This is a genomic window from Nocardia cyriacigeorgica, from assembly GCF_005863245.1.
GTDB classification, from domain to species: Bacteria; Actinomycetota; Actinomycetes; order Mycobacteriales; family Mycobacteriaceae; genus Nocardia; species Nocardia cyriacigeorgica_C.
Genome location: NZ_VBUT01000002.1, coordinates 503,737 through 521,295, shown reverse-complemented (window position 1 = coordinate 521,295; position 17,559 = coordinate 503,737). Strand labels below are relative to the sequence as shown.

The following is a 17,559-nucleotide window of genomic DNA, read 5'->3' as shown; positions in this document are numbered from 1 at the left end:
CGCTGCCCTGCTCAGCGCGCGTAGGGCATGACCGGCGGTTCCGCACCGAGACGCGGCGCCGCCAGCGACGACTGGACCGTCACGTTCAACGCCATCGCGGTGTTCTGCGCGAACGCGGCGGGGTCGACGCCGGGCATCAGCATCTGCCCGCAACTCGACCGGCCGGCTCGCTCCGGCACCGCCGGGCCCGCATGGGTGAACGCATCGATCGCCAGCTGAAATGCCGTGTTGTCGTAGGCCATGCCGAAATGCTCGACCAGCCTGCCCGGGCACAGGTCCTGCACCGCCACATTGGTGACGTTCTGGCCGGCGGCGAGGTAGGACGAGGTGTGCGGCACCACGATTTCATCCAGGTTGGTGGCGACCACCGTGTAGTCGATCTGCGGGAAGGTCTCGGGCTGCCGGTTGAGGGCGGTGAGGAAATTCGAGCCGGCCGTCTGCTGCCACCTGGCCGCCGAACATTCCTTGGTGCTGCGGCAATCCTGGATCGGATTGCGGGAACCGTGGTTCGACGAGGAGAACCCCACGTAATCGTCGACCAGGTCGCGGGTTTCGGGCCAGAACGCGAACGCCCAGCGGGCCACCATCCCGCCCTGGCTGTGGCCGAGGATCGAGATCGGGCGGCCCGCGCGCTCGGCCAGGATGCCGATCGCGCGGGCGACGTACTCGCCGTTGATCTGGATGTCGCCGTTGGCGTTGTCCGGCGATTGCAGATCGCAGTGCGCCCAGCCCTGTGCGTCCAGGTAGCGGTCCCAGTTCCAGGACCAGTTGGCCGCCGCCGAGGAGGTGGTGCCGTGCAACAGCAGCAGCGGCGTGGGTCCGGTGCGCGGGTCGCCGGTGCAGGTCAACGCCTCTTCGACGGTCCGCACCGAGAGTCTCGGATCGGGTGCGGCGGTGGAAACGCCGGTGCCGGAAACCAGCAGAGCGAGAGTGGCGGCGGCCAGGAAAGCGCGGCGGGCGGTGGTCAGCCTCATCGTCGAGGATCCTTCGAGTCGATCGGGTTGGTTCAGCGATTCAGGACACCGGAATCGGTGATGGCGGCAGCGATCAGTGCGGCAACACCGCGGTGTCCTTCCAGCGTCGGGTGATACGGGAGCAAGGTCTGGTCGGCAATGACCGGATCGAACCAGCGCACCGCCGGATCCGCGCACATGCCCGCGGGCGGGGAAGCGGCGACCGTGTCGATGTAGATCGCGCCGTGCGCGGCGGCATCGCGCGCGACGACGGTGTTGAGCCGAGCGAACTTCGACTGGATGTAGGGCGCGTCGGCGTCACGCAGGCCCAGCATCGCCGGGCAGCTGGATTCGCCCAGGTAGGTCGGCCAGCCGTCGACGAAGATCGTCGCCTGCGGTGCCCGGCGCGAGATCTCGTCCAGGGCAGCGGCATACGCGGGGGCGATCGCGTCGATCTCGGCGTCCCAGGCCGGGTCGGCGGCCGCAGCACAGCCGCCGGTCGCCAGGCCGGCGTGGCAGCCGCCGAGGATGTGCCTGGTCATGTTCGCGTCGTTGGCGCCGATGTGCAGGGTCACGATCCGGGTGTTCGGGCCGAGCGCCTCCACTTGCGGTGCGACACCGGGGGCTTGCGAGCGCATCAAATCGGGGATCTTCGCGCTGCTGCACGTCCGATCGTCCAGTTCGAGGCCGAGTCGCCGCGCCACCAGCGTCGGGGCGTTCGAGTTCGATCGGATGCACGTCAACGGCGCCGTCGGATCGATGTCGACCGCACCCGTCGTCGCCGCACCGGAGTCACCGAGCGCCACGTATTCCACACCACCGGACGCCTCCGGAGCCGCATGCACCGCCGCCGGCGACAAGGCCAGGACGGATAGCGCGAACGCGGTGGCGAGTCGGGTGCGAGTGCGGGGCATCGGATGTCCTAGGTGTTCGAGCCGTGGTGGCGGGCCTAGCACTCGGCGCCACCCTGTGAGACCAGGTCGTCTCAATAGGGCGGAATCCTAGCGAGACCGGTCTGCCCGCGTGAGCACTTTCGCGCGCAGCGCCCGAGTGTGGGCGTGAGATCCTGCCGCTTCTGGCGGATGCTGCCGTCGGCGCAGCACGCGATGTTCGGGTGCGCGGGTCGCCCGCAGGGTGGTGCCGGATGAGCACGGTTCGGTGATAGACGCCCGCGTGCACTCGAAAGCCGTAACGCTGATAACCAGCGACGAGCTTTGTCAACGGGCGCCACTCGGCCACACCAGGCGGATTCTCGAGACTCTGCCTCGGTCGTCTCACCTACTGGCGGAACCGCAGGCAGCTGGCGAAATCAGGCACGGGCGGGGCGTCGGACACCCGGATCCCAGGCCACCGCCACCCGGGTCGGCGCGATGCCACGGATCGCCGCTACTGACGAAACCGCAGGCAACTGGCGACGAAATCACGCACCGCCGGGGCGTCGGTCGCCGGATCCCAGGCCACCGCCACCTGAGTCGGCGCGATCCCAGTCACCGGGCGGTACACCACCCCCGGTCGCTGGAAGTAGCGTCCGGCCGATTCCGGGGCGAGCGCGACCCCGTAACCATTGGCGATCGCGCTGAGCCATTCGTCGGTGTGCTCGGTGACGGCGCCGATGCGCACCGGGTGCCCGTGGCGTTCGTCGACGGCGAGCCAGTAGTCACGCCACGGGCCGGTCGCATCCGGGGCGGCGATGAACGGCTCATCCCATAGTTGCGGGAAGTCGATGGTCTCCGCGTCTGCGAGCCGATGCGTGCTGGGCAGCATCACCCCGCGTGGTTCGGTCAGCAGCACCTCGACGCCCCACGCCTGCTGGCCGGGGAACGGCACCCGCAGCAGTGCGACGTCGACTTCTGCGTCGGCGAGCCCGGCGGTCGGGTCCCACCAGGAACTCTGCCGCATCTCCACCCGCCAGCCAGGGCGCCGCTCCCTGAACGCGGCGATGATGTCCTGGGTCGCTTCGTTCGCCGCGCTGGCCAGAAATCCCACCCGCAGCACCCGATCCTGTTCGGCCGCAGCTGTTTTCACCTCAGCGACGGCGTGCTGCCACTCGGTCAGCAGCGGCGGCACCGAACGGGCCAGCGCTTTGCCCGGCTCGGTGAGGGCCATGCCGGCGCGCGAACGCACGAACAGCGTCACACCGAGCAGCTGCTCCAGGCGGCGGATCTGTTTGGTCAACGAGGGCTGCGACACGTAGAGCCGTTCGGCCGCGCGGGTGAGGTTGCCCTCGTCGGCGACCGCCGCGAAGTAGCGCAGCAGCCGGGTGTCGACATCCATGCCATCAGGTTATGGATGCAGGTATTGGACGGGCAACACCGGTGGCCGCGAGGGTGGAAGCAGATCCCATCGTAGGAAGAAGGGCGACCGATGTTCGCGCTGTACGTGCTCTCGACCATGCTCACCGCGCTGCTGTGCGCGGGCGGGGCGTGGATGAACTTCACTCGGCATCCGGTCACGGTGGCGGCGGCCGAGCAGGTGCACGTTCCGCTGTCGTGGACGCGGCCGATCGGCCTGGTGTTCGCCGCCGGCGGGCTGGGTGTGCTCGCCGGATTCGCGCTGCCCGTCGTCGGTGTCGCCGCGGCCGCCGGGCTCGTCGTCCATTTCGTCGGCGCGATCATCGCCCACCTGCGCGTGCACGACCGCGATCTCGGGAAAGCGGGCGGCGCCCTCACGTTCATGGCGCTGAACCTTGCGGTGACGTTGGCTTATCACCTCGGGTGAGTACTGCGGGCAGACGCGCCTGTCACCCCGCCCGCAACCGGTCAGCCGACCATCACCGAGCCCACCGTAGGCTCCACCCCATGGCTCTCAGCGCAACCCTGTACACCGTCACCATCCAGCTGGCCGACGTCGATCGCGGCGTCTACCAGGACCTGGAGTTGCGGGTCGCGCGCCATCCCTCCGAGACCGCCGAATACATGCTCACCCGCATCCTCGCCTACTGCCTCGAGTACGAGGAAGGCATCACCTTCAGCGACGGCGGCGTCTCCTCCACCGACGAACCTCCCGTCCTCATCCGCGACCTCACCGGCCGTCTCACCACCTGGATCGACGTCGGCGCCCCCGACGCCGACCGCATCCACCGCGCCGCCAAACTCGCCGACCGCGTAGCCATCTACACCCACCGCGACCCCGCCAAAGTCCTGGCAGCCCTCACCGCCAAACGCATCCACCACGCCGAGTCCATCCCCCTCTACAGCTTCGCCCGCCCCTTCATCGAATCCGCCGCCACCACCCTCGACCGCCGCACCACCGCCACCGTCTCGGTGACCGAACGCCAGCTCTACTTGGAGATCAACGGAACGGGGTTCAGCACCGAGGTAACCGAGCACTCACTCGCGTAGATCGCCGCGCCCCAATTCCTCGCATCGGGCGCTGTGCAACTGGCACCCCTCACCCCAGCTCGGCGAGCTGCGGCACCACTGGCGCCAACCCGTCGATCCACTTGGCCGGGGAGCCGGTGAGGGGGATGGCCATGACGGTGTCGATGCCGAGGGCGGCGTATTCGGCCATGGTGCGGACGAATTCGTCGCGGGTGTCGGGGGTGGCGTAGGTGCGGTCGGCCGTGAGGGTTTTGCGGATGGTGGTGTAGTCGCGGCCGACGGTGTCGCAGTGGCGGCGCAGGACGTCGAGTTTGTGGGCTACTTCGGCGGGTGAGGTGGCGAAGAGGTTGCAGGCGTCGCCGTACTGGGCGACCAGGCGCAGGGTTTTGCGTTCGCCGCCGCCGCCGATGAGGACGGTGGGCTGGTGCAGAGGTTGTGGGGCGCAGAGGGTTTCGGCGAGCTGGTAGTGCTTGCCCGCGAAGGGGCCGTTGTTGGCCGGGTCCCACATCTGGGCGCAGATCTGCAAGGCCTCCTCGAGACGTTCGAAGCGTTCCGAGATGCCGGGGAACGGGACCCCGAGGCCCTCGTGTTCGCGGTCGAACCACGCCGCACCGAGGCCGAGGGCGGCGCGGCCGCCGGAGAGCACGTCGAGAGTGGTGACGATTTTGGCGAGCAGGCCGGGGTGACGGTAGGTGACGCCGGTGACCAGCAAGCCGAGTTCGACGGTCGAGGTGTGCGCGGCGAGGTAGCCGAGGGTGGTGTACCCCTCGAGCATGTTCGCCTCGGCGGGCAGGCCGGTGGGCGGGATCTGGAAGTAATGGTCCATGAACGACAGCCAGGTGGCGCCGGATTCCTCCACGGCCGCGCCGACCCTGGCCAGTTCACCGGCGATCGCGCCGGGACCACCGTCGATGTCGAAGTTCGGGATGTGAAAGCCGAGGTCCATACGATGATCTCCTCAGATGGGCAGCGTGTGCGACAAGGCTATGAGCTGGAGTGCACTCCAAGTCAAGCGCTAGCGCTCAGCGCGCGAGCCCACCGGCGAACGGCATCGCCCGCCACTGATCGATGGCCGGTTTCATGACCTCCACCAGCACCGGAAGTTGCGGTGCGAGCGCGAGATAGGCAACAACCCGCAGCATGCCGATGGCATTCACGAACTTCATGACCTCGCTGTCCAGCGGGCGCAGACCGTTTCGTCGCGCACCCCGGTCGTATGCGGCTTCCAAATCGGGCCCGAGCGCGGCCAGATCCCATTCGACCGGGCCGAGGGTGACCAGTTCGAAGTCGGAGAAGAGGTCGCCGTCCACCCCGGCGAAGAAGTTCTCGGGCGGCGAATCGCCGTGGATGGGCTGGAGGTCGATCCCGGGAAAAGCCGCCTCGAACGCCGCGCGGGAACGCACCAGTGGCTCGAGCACGGACCATTCGCGGCGCGCACGGTCCAGATCGGGCGCATCGACCAGGTCGGGGCGTTCGCCGAGTGCGGCGAGGGCTTCGGTGACGAACCAAGGTTCGGCCGCGGACAGAAACGACAACTGCCCCGGATAGGCGCGCAGTGCGGCATGCAGGTCGGCGACGCGTTCGGAGTTCGTCGCGTAGTCGGGTTCGGCGTCGGGGTCTTCATCGATGTACTCCCAGAACGTCATCGAGAATCCTTCGCGCCGAACGGGTTCCGATGCGACGAGCGAACTGGGCGCGATCACCGGTACACCGTGATCGGCGAGCCACCGCGTCACGTCGAGTTCTGATCGCTGACGCTGTGCCAGTGCGTCGAGCCCGCCGATACCAGGTACGACTGTCGGGATCCGCGCGACGACCGGCGCGGGCGCGAGGTGGACGACAACGGAGAACAGATCGTGCAGCACCCGCGCGTCGGTCACGGTGAGTCCGAGGTCGCGCCCCGCTCCCACGGCGGCGTCGACTGCGGCTGCGGTGCGGGCGGCGAGATCTGATGCGCTCAGGAAATCGGACACCGGACCGACCCTGCCACGTCGCCCGGGCCGCGCGCCGCACCGGCGTGGCCGCCACATACCGGCACCCGACGTTCGAGGTGGACGACGCATTCGTCACGGTGAGACCGGACCGTCGGCCACTCCCCACCCGCTACTATTCGCATATGCGTTCGATCACCACCGCCCAGCGGCGCGCACGGCTCGGGGTTCGGCACCGGCTGGCCTACCAGCAGCGCAGCGCCGACGTCGCCGAGATCGCGCGGTCGATGGTGGTGCTGCACGCGACCGATCCGGCGACGGTGTTCCTGTCGCTGGCCGCGCGCGGCGACGGGATCGCCCCCGCCGATATCGAGCACGCACTGTACGAGCAGCGATCGCTGCTGCGCATGCTGGCGATGCGGCGCACCATGTTCGTCGCGCCGATCGAACTGGTTCCGGTCTTGCAGGCCTCGTGCGCGGACGCACTGGCCGAGAAGCAGCGCCGCACCTACGGAAAGTTCTTGGAGCAGGCCGGAATCGGCGACGGCGATGTGCGGTCGTGGTGGGCGGAGGTGGAGGAGCAGACCCATCGGGCGCTACTCGCGCGCGGTGCCGCGACCGGTGCGCAACTGAGCAAAGACGTGCCGCTGCTGCGCACACAGGTCAATACCGCACCGGACAAGGCGTATTCGCGGCCGACCAATATCACCACCTGGGTGCTGGTGACGCTCGGCGCGGAGGGGCGCATCGTGCGCGGGCGGCCGAACGGCAGCTGGTCCAGCAGTCAGTACACCTGGTCGCCGATCGAATCGTGGCTGCCCGGCGGCGTGCCCGTCATCCCCGCCGACGACGCCCGCGACGAACTGGTCCGGCAGTGGTTGCGCGCCTTCGGGCCCGCGCCGGTCAGCGATATCAAATGGTGGACCGGGTGGACGCTGGGCGAGGTGCGCAAAACCCTGGCCCGCCTCGACATCACCGACGTCGAACTGGACGAAGGCACCGGCGTGATCCTCACCGACGACCTCGACCCGGTGCCCGAACCCGAACCCTGGGTGGCGCTGCTACCCGCCCTCGACCCCACACCCATGGGCTGGCAGTCACGCGCCTGGTATCTCGGCGATCACGCCGCCGCCCTGTTCGACCGCAACGGCAATATCGGACCCACCATCTGGTGCGACGGCCGCATCGTCGGCGGCTGGGCGCAACGCAAGGACGGCGAGATCGCGCTGCGGCTGCTCGAGGACGTCGGATCCGACGCCGTCGCGATGATCGACGCGGAAGCCGAACGCATCGGCGCCTGGTTCGGCGATGTGCGACCGGTCCCGCGCTTTCGCACCCCGCTCGAAAAGGAACTGACCGCCTGAACCGGGGTTGGAGCGGGTGTTTCGCCGCTATCGTTCGATCTTCCTGTCCCGCTCCGCCCTGTTCTTCGCCCGTGCCACTCTCGACACGCTGACCGTCGCCGCGTGCCGATCCCGCAGCACCCGGCCGGCGTGGGATCTACATGTCCAGGCCGAGATCCAGCACGGTCACCGAGTGCGTCAGGGCGCCGACGGCCAGGTAATCGACGCCGGTGCGGGCATAATCGGCGGCAACGTCGAGGGTGAGCCCGCCGGACGACTCCAGTTTTGTCCCAGGCGACTTCGTATTACGGCGCTGCACCGCGGCCTGCGTCTGCCAGAGCGGGAAGTTGTCCAGCAGCACCAGTTCCACGTTCTCGGCGAGCACGGCATCCAGCTGTTCGAGGCTGTCGACCTCCACCTCGCATTCGATATCGGGCGCGAGTTCGCGCACCGCGCGCAGCGCCTCGACCACCGAACCGGCGGCGACGACATGATTGTCCTTGATGAGGGCGGCATCGCCGAGACCCATCCGGTGGTTGACGCCGCCACCGACGCGCACCGCGTACTTCTGCAAAGCCCGCAGGCCGGGCAGGGTCTTTCGGCTGTCACGGATCCGGCATTCGGTACCGGAGACCGCGTCCACCCAGGCGGCGGTCGCGGTGGCGATGCCCGACAGATGACACATCAGATTCAGCATGGTGCGTTCGGCGGTGAGCAGCCCGCGCGTCGGCGCGACGATGCTCAGCACCGACTGCCCTGGCGTGACCCGGGTTCCGTCGGCCACCCGCTCGGCGACCTCGTAGTTGCCCGCGCCGATCACTTCGTCCAGCACCAGTAGCCCGACATCGATCCCGGCCACCGTCCCCGGCTGCCGCGACACCACCGACGCCTTCACCACCGCGTCCTCGCCGACGGTGGCCACGGTCGTGACGTCGGGCCCGTAGCGCAGATCCTCGTCCAACGCGGCCCGAATCACCGCGAGCACTTCCGCGCGCTCCAACCCCGCATCCAATCCCATCACGAACTCCTACTCTCCTGTCTCTGGTCGGCGAGCGCTACATGGCCGAGAGGTCTTCTCGCGTTTCGCCTCGGCCATGTAGCGCTCGGCGACGTCATCCGGTGGTGACGGGCACCGTCAGTGGGGTGAGGTGCGGGGTGCCGTCGGGGGCCAGGCGGATTGCCGTGCTGTGGCGGGCGGTCTCGACCGGCGCCGGGTGATCCGAGCGGGTGTGGCAGCCACGACTCTCCTCGCGCGCGGCCGCCGCCAGCAGCAGCGCACGCGCCGTCACCGTCAGCGCCGCGTCCTCGACGGCGGCGATGCGCGCGGTCAGCGTGTCGGCCGTAGCGGGATCCGATCCCGCCGCTCGGCTCAGCCCGGCCACGTCTGCGGAACTGCGCACAGCCCGCTCGATCGCCTCGATCGCGGTCGTGAGTCCGGCCGCGTCGCGGACCACCGCGGCATGGGTGGTCATCAGGTGCTGCACGAGTTCCCGAGGTGCCGAGGGGACGCCGACGTGCTCATCTGCCGCGAAGCCGGTCGGTTCGCCGAGGCGCGTCACCGCCGCCACCCCCGCACGTTCGCCGACGACCAGACCCTCCAACAGGCTGTTGGATGCCAGCCGGTTCGCACCGTGCAGCCCGGTGCGCGCCACCTCCCCCGCCGCGTACAGCCCCGGCACCGAGGTGCGGCCGCACACATCGGTCACGACACCGCCGCACTGATAGTGCGCGGCGGGAGCCACCGGGATCAGGTCGGTGCGCGGATCGATACCGACCGCCAGGCAGGACGCGGTGATCGTCGGGAACCGGGTGGTGAAGCCCTCGACGGCGCGCGCGTCCAGATAGACGTGGTCCTCCCCCAGCTGACGCATCCGGTCGGCGATGGCACGCGAGACCACGTCCCTCGGCGCGAGATCACCGAGCGGATGCACCCCGGCCGTCACCGGCATTCCACGCGAATCGACCAGCACGGCGCCCTCGCCGCGCACCGCCTCGCTGATCAACGGCCTGCGCCCGAGCCCGCCCACGGTGTGCAGGACCGTCGGATGGAATTGCACGAACTCCAGATCGGCCACCTCGGCCCCGGCCCAGAGTGCGAGCGCGATGCCGTCGGTGGTGGCGCCGGGCGGATTGGTGCTCAACGCGTAGAGCTGGCCGAGCCCGCCGGTGGCCAGCAGCACCGCGGGCGCGTGCACCGCGCCGATGCCGCGCTCGGATACCGCGATCACCCCACGCACCCCGCGCTCGCCGGTGACGATCCGCACCGCCGCCGTGCGGAATAGCACCGGAAGCCCGGCCGCGTTCAATGCGCGCTGCACCTCCGCGCCGGTGGCGTCGCCGCCGGCGTGGATGATCCGGCGGGTGCTGTGGCCGCCCTCGCGGGTGCGCGAGATCTGACCGTCACGGCCCAGGTCGAAGACCGCGCCGAGATCCGTCAGCGCGGCCACGGCGTCCTGTCCGCCCGAGACGATCGACTCCACCGCCGCGATATCGCAGAGTCCACCACCGGCGGCGACCGTGTCGCGCACATGCGACTGCACCGAATCACCATGCGGCGCAACGACGGCAATCCCGCCCTGCGCGTACTGCGTGGAGGTGTCGGTCGGGCCACCCTTGCTCAGCACCAGCACCCGCAGACCGCGCTGCGATGCGGCCCGGGCCGCGGTCAGTCCCGCGACACCGCCACCGATGACGACGAAATCGGCGTCCTCGGTCCAATCGAAAGCCGGCGCATTCATCTCTTCTCCAGGTGGATTCGCCTGCGGCCCCGCACGTCAGCGGGGCGCGCCGGGGCCGTCGGCGCCTGCACGGGCGGCGCAACAGCCGACGGCCGGGCACTCCCGGCACCAGGCCGGGACCGGTTCACTCCCCGCCGCCGGGGTTGCCGATCTCGATCATCCGCTGGACCGAATTGCGGGCCAGGGCGGCGGTTTCCGGGTCGACGTGCACCTCGTCGGTGTTCTCGGCGAGGCTGCGCAGCAGGGCGGCCGGGGTGATCATCTTCATGTACTTGCAGGACGCGCGGTCGTTGACGGCCTGGAAGTCGATGCCGGGGGCGGCCTTGCGCAGCTGGTGCAGCATGCCGACCTCGGTGGCCACCAGCACCTGGCTGGACTTGGCCGCCTTGGCCGCGTCGATCATGCCGCCGGTGGACAGGATGTGCACCCGGTCGGCCGGGAACGAGCCCTCGCCCGCCAGGTACAGCGCCGAGGTGGCGCAACCGCATTCGGGGTGCACGAACAGTTCGGCGTCCGGGTGCGTGCGCGCCTGCTCCTGGAGTTCGTCGCCGTTGATGCCGGCGTGCACGTGGCATTCACCGGCCCAGATGTGCATGTTCTCGCGGCCGGTGACGCGCTTGACATGCGCGCCGAGGAACTGGTCCGGCAGGAACAGCACCTCACGGTCGGGGTCGATGGAGGCGACCACGTCGACGGCGTTGGAGGAGGTGCAGCAGATGTCGGTGAGCGCCTTCACCGCGGCGGTGGTGTTCACATACGAGACCACGACCGCGTCCGGGTGTTCGGCCTTCCACTCGCGCAGTTCGCCGGCGGTGATCGAATCGGCCAGCGAGCAGCCCGCGCGCTGGTCCGGGATGAGGACGGTCTTGTCCGGGCTGAGGATCTTGGCGGTCTCGGCCATGAAGTGCACGCCGCAGAACACGATGGTGTCCTCGGGTGCCTCGGCCGCGATCCGCGACAGCGCCAGCGAGTCTCCGACGTGATCGGCCACGTCCTGGATCTCGGGCAGCTGGTAGTTGTGCGCGAGGATGGTCGCGTTGCGCATCCTGGCGAGGCGTTTGACCTCGCTCGCCCACTCGGGTGTCGCGTCGACCCCGGCGAACCCCGACGGAGTGTCGGTGACCCGCTCCAACAGTGCGGGGGCGAGTTCAGCTCCCATCGTCGCCATGACGGCTCCTTCCTTCGTGCGCCTCGGCATCGCCGCCGATTCGCACCACACCAGGTTTTCGACTTATGATCGAAAACATGGCCCATAGTAGCACCATCCACGAATCGCTCACCGCGGTGTTCCAGGTTCGCCGCTTCCCTGCCGACGTTCCCGCAGGTCAGAGCCGTGATGCGGGTCCGAGTGGGCGGAGCGGGCGACGGCCACCTGGTCAACGGACCGAGTTGGCGGTGTTGCTGTGGCAGCGCGCGCTGGACCCGCAAGCAGGCACCTGGTCGCTGCCGGGCGGCCGGTTGCGCGATGACGAGGACCTGGATTTCTCGGCGCGCAGACAGCTCGCGGAGAAGGTCGATGTGCGCGAGCTGACCCACCTCGAGCAGCTGTCGGTGTTCAGCGCCCCCGATCGGGTGCCGCCGCCGCGCCGGATCGCCTCGGCCTATCTGGGCCTGGTGCCGTTGACCGCCGATCCGCAGTTGCCGTCCGACACCGCCTGGCATCCGGTGTCGGCGCTGCCGGACATGTCCTTCGACCACGGCATCGTCGTCGACCACGCGCGAACCCGCTTGGCCGCCAAGCTGTCCTACACCAATATCGCCTTCGCCCTCGCCCCCGACACCTTCACTATGTCGACGTTGCGCGAAATCTATTGCGTGGCACTCGGATACGACGTCGATACGACGAATCTGCAACGAGTCCTCAGCCGCCGCAAGGTGATCACCCCCACCGGCGAGACCGCCGCCCCCGGCCGGGCCGGCGGCCGCCCCGCCGCGGTCTACCGGTTCACCGACTCCGAACTGCGCGTCACCGACGAATTCGCCGCACTGCGCCCGCCGACCTGAGCTGTGCGCCACAATGATCCGGGGTCCGTCAGCGGATCCGCGCGATCGTCGAGACCGAGGAGCGTCGGCATGTCGGGATCACCATGGACGTCCCACTGGCCCCACATCACACGCAACCGCGAACAGGCGGCCGAGTGGCTCGACAGCTGGCAGTTCCCGCACGTGCGCTGGGAGCGGCCGCTACCGGAGTTTCCGTCGCCCTATCTCGGATTCTCACGAGAGCAGCTCGACGTGTTCGAGCGGATGTTCAGCGCATCCGGCGACCACTACCAGTGGATCGTCGCCGGACAACCGGAGATCGCCGAGATCGCCGAGGCGCACGCGGTGTGGGAGTTCAACGCCCAGCACGCCTTTCAGTTGCTACAGGTCCAGCTCGTCCTCATTCCGGACCCGGACTTCATCGCCGCGGTCTGCGTCGACTGCATGCGCGCCTCGGGCGTCGACACCCTCGCCGACCTCGCCGAGGACCACGCCGGCGCACAGCACTACCACGACTGGTTCGCCCGAATGGTCGTCACCGCCTGCGACAGCGGCGGCGCGAGCGGAACAGGGCGCCGCGACCGCACCAAGATCGGCTTCCGGTGCCTGGCAACGGCATCGCATCCCGGAATGGTCGCCGCGGTGCTCGAATTGACGCCCACCGAGCACACCCTCGACGGGACGCCACTGGCCGACCTGCCCGAATACGCCCCCGAACCGCCGTCCTGACCGATTCGGCCACCACCGACTCCTCCTCGGCACCCGGGATCGGACACGCCTGCCGGCACGCTCGAGCACAGCCCCGGTTCACCGCATGCGGAAGGCCCGCCGGTAGGCGCCCGGCGTCGTGCCCACCTGGGCGCGAAAGTGCCGGCGCAGGTTCACCGCCGAGGACAGGCCCACCCGGACCGCGATCGACTCCACCGGCAGATCCGTCTGTTCGAGCAGGGTGCGGGCTTCGGCCACCCGCCGTGCCAGCAACCAGGCACCAGGACCGGTGCCGAGCTGTTCGGCGAACCGGCGGGCCAGGGTGCGGGGCGAAACATTCAGGTGCGCAGCCATATCCGCGACCGACAGCGGGGTGTCCAAGCGCGCGGCCGCCCAGTCCAGCAGCCCGTCCAGGGCATCCTCCGGCGGCGGGGCGGGAGCGTACTGGAGTTGACCGCCGTCGCGATGCGGTGGCATCACCATGTGACGGGCCACGAGGGCCGCGTGCGCGGCGCCGTGGTCCTCGCGGACCAGGTGCAGACACAGATCGATGCCCGCGCCCGCACCCGCGCTGGTGGCGACGTCGCCGTGGTCGACGTAGAGCACATCGGGCTGTACCCGCACGGCAGGGAACTCCCGCTGTAGTTGGGCGGCGCGGGCCCAGTGCGTGGTGGCCGCGCGACCGTCCAGGAGTCCCGTGCGGGCCAGCGCGAACGCCCCCGTGCAGATCGTCACCAGCCGCGCACCCCTGCTGTGCGCGGCCAGCAGCGCTCGACGTACCCGGGGCGGCAGTGGCGCCTCGACGGGCGCCCAGCCAGGGATGATCACGGTATCCGCCGACCGTAACGCCGACAGTCCGTGCGTGACCGTCATCGAATATCCGGCCGAGGTCGGCACCGGCCCGGGCTTCTCCGCGCACACCAGGAATTCGTAGTGCTGCGGTATCCCGGCCCGCACCGTGCCGAAGACCTCGGCGGCACAGCCGAGCTCGAAGGTCGACTGCACCGGCCGCACCAGAGCGACGACGCGATGCATGGCAGGAAATACCCCATGGTGTCTTTACCGCCACTGGTGCGCCGGTGGATGGCGCGGCAGGGTGGGTGTCATGCATCCGGAGATCTTGGCCCAGCAGGGCTACACGTCCGTATCCGTCGACGACGCACCTGTGCGGGAGCTCTTCCCCGGCATCCGGTTACGGCCGCTGTGGCGCGGACCGGACGGGGCACACGCCACTGTGCTGGAGATGGACCCCGGCACGTCCTGGCCGCGTCGCGATGTCCACGAACCCGGACCGGAAGAGGTGTTCGTCGTGGCGGGCACGTTCAACGACGGCGCCCGCGACTACCCGGCGGGCACGTTCCTGCACGCACCGGCGGGGACGTGGCATGTGCCCGCGTCAACCACCGGATGCACGCTGTTCGTCTTCTATCCCGAAGGCTGAGAACAGCCGCCGGTAGATCCTGCTACTGGTAATCGGCTTTCGCGTGTTTGCGTTCGCGCCGGTATCTCCGCTTGTTCGGCAGTGGTTGTGCGGCATTGGAACTGCGGAGTGCGTGGCGGGTGCGCCAGGCGGTCAGGTCGGGGCGCTCGGGCGCCTCTCCCCGAGACTCGGATCTCGAATCACGGGGCGGCAGTTGGGTCGTGCTGCGCATGGTTGTCACCTCCTTTCGCTGGTACGCGGCGGCTCTCGCGTGGCAGCGCATTCGTGCGACGCTGTCGCCCCCGGATGAATGCCGTGCCACCGTAGGCGTGCACACCCACGCTCATCCACACATTTTCGCGATGAACGCACCGCGCCGGGCTGTTCCCGGCGCGGGCCGGGAGCTGATTCAGGCCGATTTCATATCCGGTGCCGGCGCCGGTTCGGGTGGGCGGCGGGTCAACCGGTAGATCGCCCAGGCGATGAGTTCGATGAACCAGAACAGGATCAGATACACCGTCACCACCGTCACCGGGACGGCGAGGAACAGTACCGACAGCACCGCGACGAGCAGGAACAGCGCGATATCGCCCGCGGTGGCGCCGCGCAGCCGGCTGGCGAAGCGCACGGCCGCCCACATCATCCAGCGGCGCGGCACCGAGACCCCGAGTTCGCCGAGGGTGCGGCGGAAGATGCCGTCGGCGTCGGCGACGCTCACCGCACCGGAACTGAGCAGATAGTCGTGCAGGATGGCGGCTTTCGTGTACGCGCCGTAGCGCGGGACCAGCCACACCACCGGGCGCGGCACCGACGCGAAGTCGGTGCGGAAGCCCGCGGGCACCACGAATCGCTCGGTGGCGCCGCGGTACTCCAGCGGTTCGGCCACCTGCCAGAACCGTTCGTCGAGTTCCTCGACGACGATCCCGCCATCGGAGAACGGCATGGCTCGCCTCCCCTGAAAGTCCAGCGTATGCACTGATTCTAGGGTCGGCAGGTATCTACTCGACCGAACACGCGGCAACGGTTGAGCCAACAGTGGCGCGAGCGCCCAGCAGTCAGTTCGACGAATCCCGTTCCGGCACCGCATCCGACTGCTGCGCACTGCCCTGCGGCGGCGCACCGTAGCGCCCCGGGTTCGCGGGCACCCGGTAGGGGTCGTACACCGATGCCGGGTCGTACTCGTGTTCCGGCACCGGCCGCGACGCCCCGACCGGCCCGGCGTACCCCGTCCCCAGATCCTCCGACGAACTCAACGCGGCGAGGAACAACACCACCAGCGAAGCGATCAGCGGCTGCGGCACCAAGGCGAGCCAGGTGCCGACCTCGGGCGGCAACGTCACGATCTGGCCGACGGGCGGATCGGTGGGGCGCGGATGGTTCGCGTCGGCGAGGTACTGGCCGAGCAACGCCATCAGCCAGCCGCCCGCCAGCGATCCGAACAGCAGGCCCGCGAACGCGATGGGCCCGCGCATCCGCCGCCACCGCCAGGCGCCCACCGCCGAGCACACACCGATCACCGCGCCCACGCAGACGAAGATCGCCACCGCGTCGAACCGGTGCGCGCTTTCCCCGGTGAGCGCCGCCCCACGCCCGGGCTGCACTACGAGCAGCTGTTCGGCCGGCGCGAGCAGCGCCCACACCAGCGCACCGAGGAGGTTGGCGACGATGACCGCGGCCGCGATGACGCCCGCCGCGCCCACCTCCCGGCGCACGGCTGCACCCGGTTGCGCTGTCACCGGGTGCACCTGCGTATTCGCTGCGACCATTGCTGGATTATGACCGACCGCCGCGGTCGCGGGCTCAGCGGCGCTCCAGGCTGCTCGAATCGGTGACCCCGTGCCGGGAGCATTTGGCCCACCAGCCGTCGGGGTTGACCTGCACGATCATCCGGCGCCCGCAGTGTTCACAGAAACGCGGCGGCTCCAGCCCCAGTTCGGCGGCCTTCGGCATCGGATCGTCGAGCCCTGGGACGATCCGCTTGCCGGTGAACGGGTTGTAGCGCTCGGCCATGTCCATCACAGTAACCGCGCCGCTCACAGGGTGTCGTTGAGCGCCTTGATCGGCATCTTCAGCTCGCCGAGCAGGTCGAGGTCGCTCTCCGCGGGCCGGCCGAGGGTCGTCAGGTAGTTGCCGACGATGACGGCGTTGATGCCGCCGAGGATGCCCTGCTTGGCGCCGAGGTCGCCGAGGGTGATCTCGCGGCCGCCGGCGAAGCGCAGGATGGTGCGCGGCAGCGCCAGCCGGAACGCGGCCACGGCGCGCAGCGCATCGGCGGCCGGCAGCACCTCGAGGTCACCGAAGGGGGTGCCCGGGCGCGGGTTGAGGAAGTTCAGCGGGACCTCGTCGGGCTCGAGTTCGGCCAGGTTGGCGGCGAATTCGGCGCGCTGTTCGAGGCTTTCGCCCATGCCGAGGATGCCGCCGCAGCAGACCTCCATGCCGGCCTCGCGCACCATGCGCAGGGTGTCCCAGCGCTCCTCCCAGGTGTGGGTGGTGACGACGTTGGGGAAGTGCGAGCGCGAGGTCTCCAGGTTGTGGTTGTAGCGGTGCACGCCCATGGCGGCGAGCTGGTCGACCTGTTCCTGGGTGAGCATGCCGAGCGAGCAGGCGACCTGGATGTCGACCTCGTTGCGGATGGCTTCGACACCGGCGGCGACCTGCGCCATCAGCCGCTCGTCCGGGCCGCGCACGGCCGCGACGATGCAGAACTCGGTGGCGCCGGTCTTGGCGGTCTGCTTGGCGGCCTCGACCAGGCTCGGGATGTCGAGCCAGGCGGCGCGCACCGGCGACTGGAACAGGCCCGACTGGGAGCAGAAGTGGCAGTCCTCCGGGCAGCCGCCGGTCTTGAGGCTGATGATGCCCTCGACCTCGACCTCCGGGCCGCACCACTTCATCCGCACGTCGTGGGCCAGCGCCAGCAGATCCTCGAGCCGGTCGTCACCGAGCTTCAGGACCTCGAGGGTCTGTTCCTGGGTGAGTCCGACGCCGCGTTCGAGCACCTGCTCGCGGGCGATGGCCAGAATGTCGGTGGTCACGGGTGCCTGGGTCACTGCACGAATCCCTTTCATCCGGCCGGGTGCGGCCGTCGGTGGTGGCCGATCGAGATGGCATTCACACTGGAACGACCATGCAACTTGAACGGTGTTCAGGATAGGGTAGCTCGAGA

Annotated in this window: 19 protein-coding genes; 6 read left to right on the top strand and 13 right to left on the bottom strand. The window is 69.4% G+C overall.

The features are described 5' to 3' along the window. Positions 1-11: 11 nt before the first annotated feature. The 3 genes from FEK34_RS05595 to FEK34_RS05585 all read right to left on the bottom strand — a co-directional run bounded on the left by FEK34_RS05595 (position 12) and on the right by FEK34_RS05585 (position 3,227). Entirely contained in the window at positions 12-974 is a 963-nt protein-coding gene (locus FEK34_RS05595) for an esterase/lipase family protein (RefSeq protein WP_138446753.1), read from the bottom strand. A gap of 32 nt (positions 975-1,006) precedes the next feature. Continuing rightward, positions 1,007-1,867: an SGNH/GDSL hydrolase family protein gene (locus FEK34_RS05590; protein WP_138446752.1), complete on the bottom strand. Its 861-nt coding sequence runs from the start codon at positions 1,865-1,867 to the stop codon at positions 1,007-1,009. Positions 1,868-2,339: 472 nt separating this feature from the next. Then, the gene (locus FEK34_RS05585; RefSeq protein WP_138446751.1) at positions 2,340-3,227 is read right to left on the bottom strand and encodes a LysR family transcriptional regulator; all 888 of its coding nucleotides are present in this window, start codon (positions 3,225-3,227) and stop codon (positions 2,340-2,342) included. A gap of 90 nt (positions 3,228-3,317) precedes the next feature. Between FEK34_RS05585 and FEK34_RS05580 the strand changes: the two genes are divergently transcribed. Further along, a complete protein-coding gene (locus FEK34_RS05580) occupies positions 3,318-3,671 on the top strand; it encodes a DoxX family protein (RefSeq protein ID WP_138446750.1) in 354 nt (117 codons plus the stop codon). A gap of 80 nt (positions 3,672-3,751) precedes the next feature. Continuing rightward, a complete protein-coding gene (locus tag FEK34_RS05575; RefSeq protein WP_138446749.1) occupies positions 3,752-4,294 on the top strand; it encodes a YaeQ family protein in 543 nt (180 codons plus the stop codon). 49 nt (positions 4,295-4,343) lie between these two features. On the opposite strand, the gene FEK34_RS05570 is transcribed toward FEK34_RS05575, so the two are convergent. Both FEK34_RS05570 and FEK34_RS05565 read right to left on the bottom strand, forming a co-directional pair. Further along, entirely contained in the window at positions 4,344-5,219 is an 876-nt protein-coding gene (locus tag FEK34_RS05570) for an LLM class F420-dependent oxidoreductase (protein WP_138446748.1), read from the bottom strand. A 76-nt stretch (positions 5,220-5,295) separates the two neighbouring features. Beyond that, on the bottom strand, positions 5,296-6,246 hold the full coding sequence (locus tag FEK34_RS05565; protein ID WP_138446747.1) for a phosphotransferase: 951 nt from the start codon (positions 6,244-6,246) through the stop codon (positions 5,296-5,298). A 143-nt stretch (positions 6,247-6,389) separates the two neighbouring features. Here FEK34_RS05565 and FEK34_RS05560 point away from each other — a divergent pair, with 143 nt between their 5' ends. Next, entirely contained in the window at positions 6,390-7,568 is a 1,179-nt protein-coding gene (locus FEK34_RS05560; RefSeq protein ID WP_138446746.1) for a winged helix DNA-binding domain-containing protein, read from the top strand. Between the two features lie 136 nt (positions 7,569-7,704). Here the strand turns inward: FEK34_RS05560 and nadC are convergent, their stop codons facing one another. From nadC to nadA, 3 genes are all read right to left on the bottom strand, one after another. Next, positions 7,705-8,565 carry a carboxylating nicotinate-nucleotide diphosphorylase gene (gene nadC / locus FEK34_RS05555; RefSeq protein ID WP_138446745.1) on the bottom strand — a complete coding sequence of 287 codons (861 nt, stop codon included), beginning with the start codon at positions 8,563-8,565 and terminating at the stop codon, positions 7,705-7,707. A 94-nt stretch (positions 8,566-8,659) separates the two neighbouring features. After that, entirely contained in the window at positions 8,660-10,285 is a 1,626-nt protein-coding gene (locus FEK34_RS05550) for an L-aspartate oxidase (RefSeq protein ID WP_138446744.1), read from the bottom strand. A 124-nt stretch (positions 10,286-10,409) separates the two neighbouring features. Beyond that, a complete protein-coding gene (nadA, locus tag FEK34_RS05545) occupies positions 10,410-11,453 on the bottom strand; it encodes a quinolinate synthase NadA (protein WP_138446743.1) in 1,044 nt (347 codons plus the stop codon). 77 nt (positions 11,454-11,530) lie between these two features. On the opposite strand from nadA, the gene FEK34_RS05540 reads away from it, so the two are divergent. Continuing rightward, the gene (locus tag FEK34_RS05540) at positions 11,531-12,289 is read left to right on the top strand and encodes an NUDIX hydrolase (protein WP_138446742.1); all 759 of its coding nucleotides are present in this window, start codon (positions 11,531-11,533) and stop codon (positions 12,287-12,289) included. A gap of 69 nt (positions 12,290-12,358) precedes the next feature. Further along, positions 12,359-12,997, top strand: a complete 639-nt coding sequence (locus FEK34_RS05535; protein ID WP_138446741.1) for a hypothetical protein — start codon at positions 12,359-12,361, stop codon at positions 12,995-12,997. Positions 12,998-13,075: 78 nt separating this feature from the next. Here FEK34_RS05535 and FEK34_RS05530 read toward each other — a convergent pair whose 3' ends face one another. After that, positions 13,076-14,011 carry a GlxA family transcriptional regulator gene (locus tag FEK34_RS05530; RefSeq protein ID WP_138446740.1) on the bottom strand — a complete coding sequence of 312 codons (936 nt, stop codon included), beginning with the start codon at positions 14,009-14,011 and terminating at the stop codon, positions 13,076-13,078. A gap of 70 nt (positions 14,012-14,081) precedes the next feature. Between FEK34_RS05530 and FEK34_RS05525 the strand changes: the two genes are divergently transcribed. Beyond that, the gene (locus FEK34_RS05525) at positions 14,082-14,417 is read left to right on the top strand and encodes a cupin domain-containing protein (RefSeq protein WP_138446739.1); all 336 of its coding nucleotides are present in this window, start codon (positions 14,082-14,084) and stop codon (positions 14,415-14,417) included. Positions 14,418-14,805: 388 nt separating this feature from the next. Here FEK34_RS05525 and FEK34_RS05515 read toward each other — a convergent pair whose 3' ends face one another. The 4 genes from FEK34_RS05515 to bioB all read right to left on the bottom strand — a co-directional run bounded on the left by FEK34_RS05515 (position 14,806) and on the right by bioB (position 17,443). Beyond that, on the bottom strand, positions 14,806-15,339 hold the full coding sequence (locus FEK34_RS05515; protein ID WP_138446737.1) for a DUF1353 domain-containing protein: 534 nt from the start codon (positions 15,337-15,339) through the stop codon (positions 14,806-14,808). Positions 15,340-15,451: 112 nt separating this feature from the next. Further along, positions 15,452-16,162 (bottom strand): DUF2567 domain-containing protein, encoded by a 711-nt coding sequence (locus FEK34_RS05510; RefSeq protein ID WP_138446736.1) that lies wholly within the window; start codon positions 16,160-16,162, stop codon positions 15,452-15,454. A 34-nt stretch (positions 16,163-16,196) separates the two neighbouring features. Continuing rightward, complete coding sequence (locus tag FEK34_RS05505; RefSeq protein WP_036535591.1) at positions 16,197-16,412, bottom strand: hypothetical protein; 216 nt, start codon at positions 16,410-16,412, stop codon at positions 16,197-16,199. Between the two features lie 17 nt (positions 16,413-16,429). Next, the gene (bioB, locus tag FEK34_RS05500; protein ID WP_171048057.1) at positions 16,430-17,443 is read right to left on the bottom strand and encodes a biotin synthase BioB; all 1,014 of its coding nucleotides are present in this window, start codon (positions 17,441-17,443) and stop codon (positions 16,430-16,432) included. Positions 17,444-17,559 lie beyond the last annotated feature (116 nt).

Excerpts from the sequence above, each read along its gene's own strand:
- FEK34_RS05595 (WP_138446753.1), bottom strand. The coding sequence starts at position 974 with ATGAGGCTGACCACCGCCCGCCGCGCTTTCCTGGCCGCCGCCACTCTC.
- FEK34_RS05590 (WP_138446752.1), bottom strand. The coding sequence starts at position 1,867 with ATGCCCCGCACTCGCACCCGACTCGCCACCGCGTTCGCGCTATCCGTC.
- FEK34_RS05585 (WP_138446751.1), bottom strand. The coding sequence starts at position 3,227 with ATGGATGTCGACACCCGGCTGCTGCGCTACTTCGCGGCGGTCGCCGAC.
- FEK34_RS05580 (WP_138446750.1), top strand. The coding sequence starts at position 3,318 with ATGTTCGCGCTGTACGTGCTCTCGACCATGCTCACCGCGCTGCTGTGC.
- FEK34_RS05575 (WP_138446749.1), top strand. The coding sequence starts at position 3,752 with ATGGCTCTCAGCGCAACCCTGTACACCGTCACCATCCAGCTGGCCGAC.
- FEK34_RS05570 (WP_138446748.1), bottom strand. The coding sequence starts at position 5,219 with ATGGACCTCGGCTTTCACATCCCGAACTTCGACATCGACGGTGGTCCC.
- FEK34_RS05560 (WP_138446746.1), top strand. The coding sequence starts at position 6,390 with ATGCGTTCGATCACCACCGCCCAGCGGCGCGCACGGCTCGGGGTTCGG.
- nadC (WP_138446745.1), bottom strand. The coding sequence starts at position 8,565 with ATGGGATTGGATGCGGGGTTGGAGCGCGCGGAAGTGCTCGCGGTGATT.
- FEK34_RS05550 (WP_138446744.1), bottom strand. The coding sequence starts at position 10,285 with ATGAATGCGCCGGCTTTCGATTGGACCGAGGACGCCGATTTCGTCGTC.
- nadA (WP_138446743.1), bottom strand. The coding sequence starts at position 11,453 with ATGGCGACGATGGGAGCTGAACTCGCCCCCGCACTGTTGGAGCGGGTC.
- FEK34_RS05540 (WP_138446742.1), top strand. The coding sequence starts at position 11,531 with ATGGCCCATAGTAGCACCATCCACGAATCGCTCACCGCGGTGTTCCAG.
- FEK34_RS05535 (WP_138446741.1), top strand. The coding sequence starts at position 12,359 with ATGTCGGGATCACCATGGACGTCCCACTGGCCCCACATCACACGCAAC.
- FEK34_RS05530 (WP_138446740.1), bottom strand. The coding sequence starts at position 14,011 with ATGCATCGCGTCGTCGCTCTGGTGCGGCCGGTGCAGTCGACCTTCGAG.
- FEK34_RS05525 (WP_138446739.1), top strand. The coding sequence starts at position 14,082 with ATGCATCCGGAGATCTTGGCCCAGCAGGGCTACACGTCCGTATCCGTC.
- FEK34_RS05515 (WP_138446737.1), bottom strand. The coding sequence starts at position 15,339 with ATGCCGTTCTCCGATGGCGGGATCGTCGTCGAGGAACTCGACGAACGG.
- FEK34_RS05510 (WP_138446736.1), bottom strand. The coding sequence starts at position 16,162 with ATGGTCGCAGCGAATACGCAGGTGCACCCGGTGACAGCGCAACCGGGT.
- FEK34_RS05505 (WP_036535591.1), bottom strand. The coding sequence starts at position 16,412 with ATGGACATGGCCGAGCGCTACAACCCGTTCACCGGCAAGCGGATCGTC.